Origin of the sequence: Peribacillus asahii (assembly GCF_003570725.1) — a bacterium.
Lineage (GTDB): Bacteria > Bacillota > Bacilli > Bacillales > DSM-1321 > Peribacillus > Peribacillus asahii.
Window position 1 is genome coordinate 1 of the sequence record NZ_QWVS01000075.1, and the last position, 11,464, is coordinate 11,464.

The window sequence follows — 11,464 nt, forward strand, 5'->3', positions numbered from 1 at the left end:
TAGTGTGTGCTCACTTTAAAAATTAACGTTGGCGCTTTGTTTTGTTCAGTTTTCAAAGAACGATTTATCACTTCTCTCACAAGCGACTTTTATAATATACCATGTACAACAATCAAAGTCAACACTTTTTTATTTCTAAGAAAGAAGTTAATGTCGCATCGGCGACTTTTAATATAATATCAACTATCTAGTTAAAAGTCAACAATATTATTTAATAAAAAATACATAATAAAAAGAATCTAAGATAGTTTCTTAGATTCTCATATTACCCAATAATCAATGGCAGCTAATGCAGCAACACCAGGAATCCCCAACACTCCTGCTATTGCTGAAGTAACAAAATTAATTGGTACATGTATACCTACTTGATTACCTAATGTATTTAGAAAGAAAAGAAAAACCGCTCCAATCACAAGTTTAATAACCATTTGTCCCACATATCGGATTGGTTTTAATGGTGCTCCAACAATGAGCAACAGTAGGATTAAGCCTGCAATGATTGCAACAAATACGACAGGTTCCAAGCTTTCGCCTCCTTTTGAGCTTGTACCCTATTCATATGTCATCATTCATTTATTAAGAACTGCGGAAGTATTGAATATAAAATAAAAAAAGACTATCAGATCTCTCCTAATAGTCCTCCACAAACATCATCTCTTTACTTTCGCTTGTCTTTGCTTCGCTTCCCTAAACATATAAAAGTACTTTAATTCTGCAATTTTTAATGTTGCTTTCGCCTCTTCAGATGGGTCGACACTTCTTTCCAGCAAAGTTTTTTGATTCATCCAATTTTGTTTAAAATACTCCAGCTGCTGTATTAATGCTGCATCATATTCATGTCTCAGTCTTTTTTTTCGCCGAAAGAACATCTTTCTTCCCCCACACGCTTTAAATTTCTCTTCGTCCTTCAATTGCTTTTGATAATGTTACTTCATCTGCATATTCTAAATCACCGCCGACCGGTAATCCATGGGCAATTCTTGTCACTTTAATACCTGATGGCTTCAACAGTCTAGAAATATACATCGCTGTGGCTTCTCCCTCAATATTTGGATTGGTTGCCAGGATGACTTCCTGCACGGTCTCATCCTGCAGGCGCTTCAATAAATCAGGGATATTAATATCCTCCGGTCCAATTCCATCCATCGGCGAAATGCTGCCATGCAGCACATGATACAGTCCGTTAAACTCACGCATCTTTTCCATCGCAATAACATCTTTCGGGTCCTGCACTACACAAATCACATCTCGATCCCGGCGCTGATCTTCACAAATCATACACGGATCCTGGTCTGTAATATGACCGCACACCGAACAATAGGAAAGGTTTCTCTTCGCGTTAATCAGCGCTTTCGCAAAGTCTAACACCGTATCTTCCTTCATCCCTAACACAAAAAAAGCAAGCCTCGCCGCTGTTTTCGGTCCAATACCCGGTAACTTCATAAAGCTGTCAATAAGCTTTGAAATCGGTTCTGGATAATGCATCGTATCCTTCCTTCCATGACAGAAAAGAAACCTCCATTACGGAAGTTTCTTCTCTTACTATTTAAAATGGCAGGTTCATGCCTTTTGTAAATTGTCCCATCGTTTTGTTTGTTAATTCTTCTGCTTTTTTTAGAGCATCGTTTGTTGCTGCTAGCACCAAATCTTGTAACATTTCGATATCATCCGGATCGACTACTTCAGGTTTAATCGCAACATCGACGATTTCTTTATGACCTGTCACAATCACGGTAACCATTCCGCCGCCAGCTGTTCCTTCAATTCTTTCTTCCCCTAGTTTTTCTTGTGCTTCTGTCATTTTCTTTTGCATTTTTTGCATTTGTTTCATCATGTTTTGCATGTTCCCCATGCCGCCACGCATACCCATTCTTCGTACCTCCTAATTATTCTTTAATTTCCAACAAATCATCCCCGACTAATTTACGGGCTTCTGCTATAAAAGGATCTTCTTCTTTTGATTCCGTTTCGGTTGGACCATCGAGTTGCTGCGTAGAAAGAAACTCTTCTCGCAATTGCTGCCATTGACTCTCCGGTACACCCGCCATTTCCATACGACGACCGGTAAGTTGTTCCATAATGGATGCCATCATTCCGATTAAACGGCTATTTTCCATGGCCATTTGGCAATGAATATCATATTTAAATTTTACCACAAATGCACCTTCTGAGGCAGCAACAGGTTCTGCTTCTGTCAATAAAGCCGCTAATGACTTTAAGTTTTGTTGACCCAGTTGTTCAAAAACCTCGCCCCATTTACTTTTCACTGCTTGTAAATCAGGTTTTGTTGCATGTTTTAAAATTTGATGAATTTTTCCTGCTGGTGCCTTGTATGCTCTCTTTGTAGTCCGCTGTGCCTTTGGCTTCGTTGCTGCTTGTTCAACATTAGAAATCGCTAATCCATTTTGTTTAAGATCTTCAATTTGCTTCTCAAGGCCCTCTATTTTAGCAAGAAGTTGTTGTACTTGTCCGTTATCAACTTGAGATGATGATTGTTCATTGCACAACTTCACAAGCGCGACTTCTAGTAAGATACGTGGATGATTCGTCCACTTCATATCCTGCTGTGTTGTATTAAAGCTTTCGATCATTTGATAAATGATGTCTGTAGAAATCATCCCCGCAAGTTCTTTAAACTGCGGATCAATCAACACTCGTTCAAACGTATCAGCTAAACTTGGAGCTGATTGATATAATAACATATCTCGGAAGTAAAAAATAATATCTTCTATAAAACGAGCCGGATCTTTTCCCATTGCTAATAGTTCATCTAACACTTGAAGGGAAACAGCCACATCTCTCTCATAAACAGCTCGTGCTAGTCGACTTAAAAAAGCTTGTGATACCGATCCCGTCACTGTAAGAGCATCTTCTACTGTTACTTCATCTGTACTAAACGAAATAGCTTGATCAAGCAAGCTTAGCGCATCACGCATTCCGCCTTCAGCCGCTCTCGCAATAATATGTAAAGCCTGCTCATTACATGCCACACCTGTTTCACCCACAATTTGCGACATCCGACCAACGATATCTTGGGGTTGAATACGTTTAAAATCAAAACGTTGACAACGGGAAATTATCGTTAGGGGAATTTTATGCGGCTCAGTTGTAGCTAAAATAAAGATGACATGCCTAGGCGGCTCTTCCAATGTTTTTAATAAAGCATTGAAAGCTCCTTGTGATAGCATATGTACTTCATCGATAATATACACTTTGTACGTAACCGCATTCGGGGTATATTTTACTTTATCGCGAATATCTCGAATTTCCTCTACCCCATTATTAGAAGCCGCATCAATTTCAATTACATCCGATATGGAGCCGTCAGTAATTCCTCGGCAGGTCGCACATTCATTACAAGGTTCACTTGTCGGCGCATGCTCACAGTTTACAGCCTTAGCAAGGATTTTGGCTGCACTTGTTTTCCCTGTACCACGCGGTCCTGAAAATAAATAGGCGTGGGAAACTTTTTGCCCGATGAGAGCGTTTTGCAACGTTTTCGTTACATGTTCCTGACCGACTACATCAATAAATTGTTGTGGTCGCCACACCCGATATAATGCTTGATATCCCACGGTAATCCCTCCTTTATTTTCTCCATCTCTATTAATTATAGCGTACTCATTTCAATGGTTACAATGGCATAAAAAAACTCACCCTTAATTGGATGAGTTGATTTATTATGTAATAACTGCCGTGCACCTTCTGTCGATTAACAACCATAAGCGTTACTTAAGCAGTTAGCTCGGCCCAGGCAACCCTGCGGCACATGGGAACTTCCACTTAATGCTGCTTCCTTCCGGACCTGACATGGTTCATGGAGACCCATTGCGCAGGACCCGGACGTCAACGCCACTTACTTAAGGCAGACCCTACAGTACGCTAACCTCGAGAAGGGATTCCGTCTCGCTAGAGCGGATTGCGAGTTCAGGGCACCGCTACCTCCCCACCTAGCACGGCAAATATGATACCGATAATTAGTGTACCTCATCTAGGTACATGATTCATTATACCGATTATATTTTAAAAAAGCAATATTTATTAGCTGTTAATATCTTCTATGCAACGTGAGTTTTTCGCTTTCTTAGCCGCCTTTTTTCGTTCACGAAGTTCTTTAAAAAAAGCCGTCAGTATACCGCCGCATTCTTCTTGCAGTACACCGCTCGTTACTTCGCTTTGATGATTAAAACGTTCATCTTGAAGTAAATTCATAAACGTCCCTGCACATCCTGCCTTTGGATCATGCGCACCAAAGACCACCCGCTTAATACGAGAATTAATAATTGCCCCCGAACACATCGGGCACGGTTCAAGCGTTACATATAGAGTGGCTTCTTCTAGCCTCCATGTTCCAAGAACTTCACACGCCTCACGTATTGCTAATAATTCTGCATGAGCCACTGCATTTTGATCTGTCTCACGTAAATTATAGGCTCTAGCGATTATTTCATCCTTCCAAACAACAATCGCACCAATTGGCACTTCTTGAAGAGCACATGCTTTTTTTGCTTCTTCCAAAGCTATATTCATATAATACGCATCATCTTTCACCATCTATCCCCCCTTTTATAGGAGTAAAGAGACGCTATCGGGCTAACTATAAAGAGTAAACACACATTATCCTCATATATAGGACATCGTATCGTATTACCTATAGCTGATGCAAACTTTAAAAGGAGAATAGCTATGAAATGTGCCCTGCTTATTATTGATATGATTAATGATTTTAAATTTGCTCACGGCGATTTACTGCTTAAGCATACTAAATCTATTGTTAAACCAATTTTACATATTAAAGAAGCCATAAAAAAACAAGGGGCTCCTATCATCTACATCAATGACCACTATAATTTATGGCAAGCTGACTTCGAAAAAATTATTGCCACTTGTCAACATGAACAGAATGTAGACATCATTGAACAAATTAAGCCCACAAATGATGATTACTTTTTAATTAAACCAAAACATTCTGCTTTTTACGGGACAGCTCTTCAAACTTTACTACATCAATTAAAAGTTGATACTTTAATTTTAACTGGAATTGCAGGGAATATCTGCGTCCTTTTCACTGCCAACGACGCTTATATGCGTGAATATAAGATCTGGGCACCAGAGGATGCAATTGCCTCTGCCGATATACAGGACAATCAATATGCTTTAACGATGATGAATCAAGTATTAAAAGCAAGTACAGCTAAGAGCTCTCTTATTTCATCTTTTCTCCAATAAAAGAATCCGTTACGTAATGTAACGGATTTTCATACGATTCCATATTTATGCATGCAAGTGTGATTTAAAAAATAAATGGAGGAGGTAGAGGGATTCGAACCCCCGCGGGGTTTGACCCCCCTGTCGGTTTTCAAGACCGATCCCTTCAGCCAGACTTGGGTATACCTCCGTGTTGACATTTAATATAGTACAATGATTGAAAAAGAATGTCAACATCTTGACCGCTTTTTTAGCATAGAAAAGATTATCAACACAGGAAAAGGAAATTCACTTCAGTAGCAACATTCATTAATACATCATTTAAAAAGAGGGACATTACCTTTGACAGATAAGTCCCTTTTCTTTCAAATTAGCTAGGCTTAATGACTTCTACACCACGCATATATGGTCGTAATACTTCCGGAATAATAACACTTCCATCTTCTTGTTGATAATTTTCCAAAATAGCTGCTACCGTTCTACCGATAGCTAAACCAGATCCATTTAATGTATGAACAGACTCCGGTTTTCCTTTCGCATCACGACGGAAACGAATATTCGCACGTCTCCCTTGGAAAGCTTCAAAATTACTACAAGAAGAGATTTCTCGATAACCGCCATAGTTCGGCAGCCATACTTCAAGGTCATATTTCTTCGCTGCTGTAAATCCTAAGTCTGCTGTACACATGCTCAATACACGATATGGTAGACCAAGCAGTTGTAATACCTTCTCAGCATGACCTGTTAGGTTTTCAAGTTCTTGATAAGAGTCTTCTGGCTTTACAATTTTCACAAGCTCAACTTTATTAAATTGATGCTGGCGAATCAGACCACGTGTGTCTCGGCCTGCAGATCCTGCCTCAGAACGGAAGCATGCTGTATAAGCTACATAGCTAAGCGGTAAATCCTCTCCATTTAAAATCTCATCACGGTGAAAGTTTGTTACAGGCACTTCAGCTGTTGGAATTAAGAAATAATCTTCACTTTCAATACGAAATGCATCTTCCTCGAACTTCGGCAACTGTCCAGTACCTGTCATACTTGCGCGGTTTACCATAAACGGTGTCATTAACTCTTCATAACCATGTTCTTCTACATGTAAATCCAACATAAAACTTGCTAATGCACGCTCTAATCGTGCGCCTAGCCCTTTATAAAAAACAAAACGGCTTCCTGTTACTTTTGCAGCACGTTCAAAGTCGACAATCCCTAAATCTGTTGCTATATCCCAGTGCGGCTTTGGTTCAAATGTAAATTGCGGAATTTCTCCCCACTTACGAGCTTCTACATTATCATCTTCTGTTTCTCCAATTGGAACACTTTCATGTGGAATGTTTGGAATAGATAAGAGAAGCATATCTAACTTCGCTTCCACTTCACGAAGTTCTTCATCTAACCCTTTAATTCGATCTCCCACTTCACGCATTTCAACAATTAATGTATCAGCATCTTTTTTCTCACGTTTTAATACTGCTACTTGTTGAGATACTTCATTTCTTTTACTTTTTAGCTGCTCTACCTCAGCAATTAACTCACGACGTTTCACATCTAATTCTTCAAATGCTCCTAAATCCGTTAAGTCCTCTCCACGATATTGCAGGATACGTTTTACTTCTTTAAAATTATTGCGTAAAAATTTTAAATCTAACATCTTTCTTTCCTCCTATTTATACAGCTTCTGTACGCAAAAAACTCCCGTCCCTATAAAAGGGACGAGAGTTAACCCGCGTTGCCACCCTAGTTGAAGACAACATTTGTCTTCCACTTATCAAGATAACGGCTTGAACCGAAAGCACTTACTAACCCTAAAAGGTGTTCCGTTCTTTACTCAAGGATGGATTCACAAGATGCTTACACCGATTTTCACCAACCATCGGCTCTCTACAGCAAGCCTTTCTTGTTACTATTTCCTGTCATAGCTTTATAAATCAAATTGTTTTTCCATAATGTACTACAATTATTTGCAAGTTGCAACCGTTTTATACGCGAATTCTATTAAAACCATCCTTTAACAGTAGAAGCAGTGCTTGACCAAATATCAGCAAAGAATCCACCTACTGCACGCATAGAAAGAACAAACCAATTCGCCTTTTCCACTGATTCAGCAGCTACAACATCTACCTTGATTGATTTGGCTTCTAGGTTCGTGATTGAACCATAAGGCTCTTCTCCTACTTGAACAGTAATATAACCAAGCTTCTCACCTTTTTTAATTGGTGCTGTTAATTGACCGTTTTCATTTAACTTGCTTTCATCAATAACAAGTTTCGTTTTAACATGCTCTTTGTAATCATCTTCTACAACTAAATCTAGTGCTTCTTTTGTTTCAATATTAACTACGTCTTCTTTTCCTTTCACAACATCAAGTGACTTATGCCCCTTGACCTGATAGTGTGCAGGAAGAATTTCTTTTTTACTAAACTGGTCAAAAGCGTAGTCCATTAATTTAATACTATCTCTAAAACGTTCATCTTTGGATGTTGATTTCATAACCACTGTAATATAACGTTGCCCACCACGAACAGCTGTTCCGGTATGAGCGTACCCAGCAAAATCCGTTGAACCTGTTTTTAAACCATCAACACCATCATATTCAAAGATTAAACCCGGCAGCATCCAGTTAAAGTTTGGATATTCTCTACCATCACGAAATTTCAATTTAGAGATACTTGAGTAATCTAACGCTTCTGGATAATCATTAATTAACCGATAAGCTAGTAAAGCTACATCATGCGCTGTCATTACATTTTCTTCATTTGCATCGCCAGACGGATAATTTCCTAGTAAATCAGAATTATTAAGTCCAGTAGCATTAACAAATTTATAGTTTTTCAAACCTAGTTCTTTCGCTTTTTTATTCAGTAGTTGAACAAATTTCTTCTCGCTACCAGCAATTTTTTCAGCCAGAGCTACTGTTGCAGCGTTACCAGAGTATACAGCCATCGCACTATATAATTCTTTGACCGTATATTCTTCACCTTGTGTTAAGCCTACATTCGACAAATTTGGCGCCTTTGATAATTTATGTACATACTCATCTATTAGAACTTTTGTATCCCAAGAAATTTTTTTATTATGAATCGCTTCTAACACGATATATTCTGTCATCATTTTAGACATTGAAGCAATCCCTAAAACTTTTTCGGCATTTTTTTCATATATAATTTGCCCAGTTTCACCATCAATGATAATCGCTGCTTCTGCTTTTAAGCCTAAATTATCAGATTCAGCTTGAGCTTTCCCCGGTTGATAAGCAAATTGTGAAAATGCGAGAACAAAAACGGTCATGAACATCAGGGTCATCTTGCTGATTCTTTTCAATTTTCAATACCTCCACCTTGTAAGCTTTTTAATAATAGGCAGCTATTTCTGGTCTGCCTTACGCACTTTTTTTAGTTTATCATAGAAAAAACAAAAAAAATAGGTAGAGTCATGAAAGACGATACCTATTTTTTTGGTAATTTTTATTCCATCTTTAGCAGGTAGTAAGACCTCCATCAAAGGAGGTTTTACCTTATTGTAAAGAATAGTTCGGTGCTTCTTTTGTAATTTGAACATCATGCGGATGACTTTCTCTTAAGCCCGCACCTGTCATTCTAACGAATTGTGCTCTTTCTTTTAAATCTGTTAAAGTAGGTGTTCCGCAGTATCCCATACCTGAACGAACACCACCGATTAATTGATAAATTGTATCTGCAAGAGGTCCTTTATAAGGAAGACGTCCTTCAATTCCTTCTGGAACGAATTTCTTATTATCTTCTTGGAAGTAACGGTCTTTAGACCCTTTTTCCATCGCTGCAACAGAACCCATACCACGATATACTTTAAAACGTCGGCCTTGGAAAATTTCTGTTTCCCCTGGACTTTCCGTAACACCAGCCAGTAAGCTTCCAAGCATTACTGCATCTCCGCCTGCAGCTAAAGCTTTTACAACATCACCAGAGTATTTAATACCGCCATCAGCAATAATTGTTTTACCATGCTTGCGAGCTTCTGTTGCACAATCATATATAGCTGTAATTTGTGGTACACCTACACCCGCAACAACACGTGTTGTACAAATTGATCCAGGACCAATTCCAACTTTTACAATATCAGCACCTGCTTCAATTAATGCTCGTGTTGCTTCTGCTGTTGCAACGTTCCCTGCGATAATTGTTAATTCAGGATAAGCATCTCGAATTTCTTTAACTTTTCCAAGAACACCTGCAGAATGGCCATGTGCTGTATCTAATACGATAACATCAACATGTGCTTTCACTAGCATTTCTACACGCTTCAGTGTATCTTTCGTTACTCCAACTGCAGCTCCAACAAGTAATCTTCCTTGTTTATCTTTAGCTGAGTTCGGGAATTCAATAACTTTTTCGATATCTTTAATTGTAATTAATCCCTTTAAAACACCGTTATCATCAACAAGAGGGAGTTTCTCGATTTTATATTTTTGAAGAATTTTTTCAGCTTGCTCTAAATTTGTGCCAACTGGTGCTGTTACTAAATTTTCAACTGTCATCACATCAGAAATTTTTAAAGAGAAATCATCAATAAAGCGTAAATCACGATTTGTAATAATACCAACAAGCTTTTGATCCGTTTCATTATTAACAATTGGTACTCCAGAAATTCGATATTTACCCATTAAATGCTCAGCATCAAATACTTGATGTTCCGGCGTTAAGAAAAATGGGTCAGAGATAACACCACTCTCAGAACGTTTAACTTTATCTACTTGATCAGCTTGAGCTTCAATTGACATATTTTTATGAATAATTCCTAAGCCGCCTTGACGAGCCATTGCGATCGCCATTTCCGCTTCTGTTACTGTATCCATTCCTGCACTAATAATCGGAATATTAAGTTTCAAATTTTCCGCCAATTCTACTTTCAAACTTACATCGTTTGGTAATACCTCCGACTTTCCTGGTATCAGTAACACATCATCAAAAGTTAAACCTTCTTTTGCAAACTTATTTTCCCACATTTCTTTCCCCTCCTGCTAAAAAATATTATTTGTAGGTTATCAACTGGGCATAATACTGTCAAGAACGAATGAAAAAGTTTGACTTTTCTATTAATTTAAAAAATTCAAAGGAGCTGTTATCTTTGTTTATAAACACTGGTTATTTTGATTCCCTTTTGCCTTTTTTTTCAGCATCTTCTTCTCAATTATTTTTAAGAAAACATTATACTCAACTACATATTCCAGATGCAGAGCAAAAGAGCTATGAAAATTGCTACCCGTTTATATATTATCTAGAACACGCAAAAACATACTATGAACAAGCAAGTATTGCTCCACTCTCTATACAGCCTACTTTAACGTTCTACGGGTTTGTACAGCTTTTAAAAGCATGTTTACTTACCGTAGACCCTAATTACCCTGAATCGACTTCTTTGCTTGCCCATGGGGTCACAACAAGAAAAAGAAAAAAGCAGCAATATGAGTTTTTGAAGGATGAAGTAAAAGTACAAAAAAATGGATTAATTACTTGTTTAGCTGAAAAAATTTTTAATATCAAACAGCTAGAAGGGGAAAAATTCACAATGGAAACACTACTAAAGGAAATTCCAGAAATGCAAATAAATTCACCTGTTCATTCTTCCAAACAATTTGAAACACTAACCCTTACACATCAAGGCTTTCTACTACCATCATCTATACTCGATCATTATCAAATGACGAGTAGCCGCTTTGTAGAATTCCTTAGTTCTAAAATCAAATTAACTTTATCATTAGAGGAAAATAAAAAGGATCTCATAATTACTCCCAAAGATGCACTGTATTATAATGGGAGCTCACCGATTCGCTATGATACCTATTCCAATAACTTTATGCTTTCCCTCAACAAACAGTCGCCATGCTATGTATTGCCTGAATTAATTCTTCATTATTTAGTTTTATACAATCTAAGTATGATTGCCCGCTATGAAACAGAGTGGTGGTCCGAACTGTTTAAAACGATGCCAAACGATGATTATCCAACCATTATTCGATTTCTTAAAATAACCCCTAGCAAAACTACCTTTTTAGTATCTAAATGGTTAAATGAATTCAATAAAAAAGATCAGCTTCTCAGCTGATCTTATGCTTGCCTGGCGACGTCCTACTCTCACAGGGGGAAACCCCCAACTACCATCGGCGCTGAAGAGCTTAACTTCCGTGTTCGGAATGGGAACGGGTGTGACCTCTTCGCTATCGTTACCAGACATTATGTAGAAGGATTGTTCCTTCAAAACTAGATAATAGGAAAGCATT

General features: G+C 38.1%; 11 protein-coding genes, 1 tRNA gene, 1 rRNA gene, 1 other RNA gene and 1 other annotated feature. Of the genes, 2 read left to right on the forward strand and 12 right to left on the reverse strand.

All coding sequences use genetic code 11. The annotated features are described in order from the left end of the window. Positions 1 to 260 precede the first annotated feature (260 nt). From D1953_RS20760 to tadA, 7 genes are all read right to left on the reverse strand, one after another. Complete coding sequence (locus D1953_RS20760) at positions 261 to 524, reverse strand: pro-sigmaK processing inhibitor BofA family protein (protein WP_119119047.1); 264 nt, start codon at positions 522 to 524, stop codon at positions 261 to 263. Positions 525 to 650: 126 nt separating this feature from the next. Then, positions 651 to 869 carry a YaaL family protein gene (locus D1953_RS20765; protein ID WP_119119048.1) on the reverse strand — a complete coding sequence of 73 codons (219 nt, stop codon included), beginning with the start codon at positions 867 to 869 and terminating at the stop codon, positions 651 to 653. Between the two features lie 19 nt (positions 870 to 888). Then, positions 889 to 1,485, reverse strand: a complete 597-nt coding sequence (gene recR, locus D1953_RS20770; protein WP_119119049.1) for a recombination mediator RecR — start codon at positions 1,483 to 1,485, stop codon at positions 889 to 891. Positions 1,486 to 1,546: 61 nt separating this feature from the next. Beyond that, a complete protein-coding gene (locus D1953_RS20775) occupies positions 1,547 to 1,864 on the reverse strand; it encodes a YbaB/EbfC family nucleoid-associated protein (RefSeq protein ID WP_119119056.1) in 318 nt (105 codons plus the stop codon). A 22-nt stretch (positions 1,865 to 1,886) separates the two neighbouring features. Next, positions 1,887 to 3,575 (reverse strand): DNA polymerase III subunit gamma/tau, encoded by a 1,689-nt coding sequence (dnaX, locus tag D1953_RS20780; protein WP_119119050.1) that lies wholly within the window; start codon positions 3,573 to 3,575, stop codon positions 1,887 to 1,889. 119 nt (positions 3,576 to 3,694) lie between these two features. Then, positions 3,695 to 3,959, reverse strand: an RNA gene (gene ffs, locus D1953_RS20785) — signal recognition particle sRNA large type. An 82-nt stretch (positions 3,960 to 4,041) separates the two neighbouring features. Continuing rightward, on the reverse strand, positions 4,042 to 4,554 hold the full coding sequence (gene tadA / locus D1953_RS20790) for a tRNA adenosine(34) deaminase TadA (RefSeq protein ID WP_182480703.1): 513 nt from the start codon (positions 4,552 to 4,554) through the stop codon (positions 4,042 to 4,044). Positions 4,555 to 4,686: 132 nt separating this feature from the next. Here tadA and D1953_RS20795 point away from each other — a divergent pair, with 132 nt between their 5' ends. Beyond that, positions 4,687 to 5,229 carry a cysteine hydrolase family protein gene (locus D1953_RS20795; RefSeq protein WP_119119051.1) on the forward strand — a complete coding sequence of 181 codons (543 nt, stop codon included), beginning with the start codon at positions 4,687 to 4,689 and terminating at the stop codon, positions 5,227 to 5,229. A gap of 76 nt (positions 5,230 to 5,305) precedes the next feature. Here D1953_RS20795 and D1953_RS20800 read toward each other — a convergent pair. From D1953_RS20800 to guaB, 4 genes are all read right to left on the reverse strand, one after another. Then, positions 5,306 to 5,398: transfer RNA gene (locus tag D1953_RS20800), tRNA-Ser, on the reverse strand. A 180-nt stretch (positions 5,399 to 5,578) separates the two neighbouring features. After that, on the reverse strand, positions 5,579 to 6,859 hold the full coding sequence (serS, locus tag D1953_RS20805) for a serine--tRNA ligase (RefSeq protein ID WP_119119052.1): 1,281 nt from the start codon (positions 6,857 to 6,859) through the stop codon (positions 5,579 to 5,581). Between the two features lie 54 nt (positions 6,860 to 6,913). Beyond that, positions 6,914 to 7,134 (reverse strand) — a binding site (T-box leader). A gap of 69 nt (positions 7,135 to 7,203) precedes the next feature. Beyond that, positions 7,204 to 8,511 (reverse strand): D-alanyl-D-alanine carboxypeptidase family protein, encoded by a 1,308-nt coding sequence (locus D1953_RS20810; RefSeq protein ID WP_119119058.1) that lies wholly within the window; start codon positions 8,509 to 8,511, stop codon positions 7,204 to 7,206. Between the two features lie 211 nt (positions 8,512 to 8,722). Beyond that, positions 8,723 to 10,189 carry an IMP dehydrogenase gene (gene guaB / locus D1953_RS20820; protein ID WP_119119054.1) on the reverse strand — a complete coding sequence of 489 codons (1,467 nt, stop codon included), beginning with the start codon at positions 10,187 to 10,189 and terminating at the stop codon, positions 8,723 to 8,725. A 122-nt stretch (positions 10,190 to 10,311) separates the two neighbouring features. On the opposite strand from guaB, the gene D1953_RS20825 reads away from it, so the two are divergent. After that, a complete protein-coding gene (locus tag D1953_RS20825; RefSeq protein WP_245980298.1) occupies positions 10,312 to 11,289 on the forward strand; it encodes a YaaC family protein in 978 nt (325 codons plus the stop codon). A 10-nt stretch (positions 11,290 to 11,299) separates the two neighbouring features. On the opposite strand, the gene rrf is transcribed toward D1953_RS20825, so the two are convergent. Continuing rightward, positions 11,300 to 11,415, reverse strand: a 5S ribosomal RNA gene (gene rrf, locus D1953_RS20830). Positions 11,416 to 11,464: the final 49 nt, after the last annotated feature.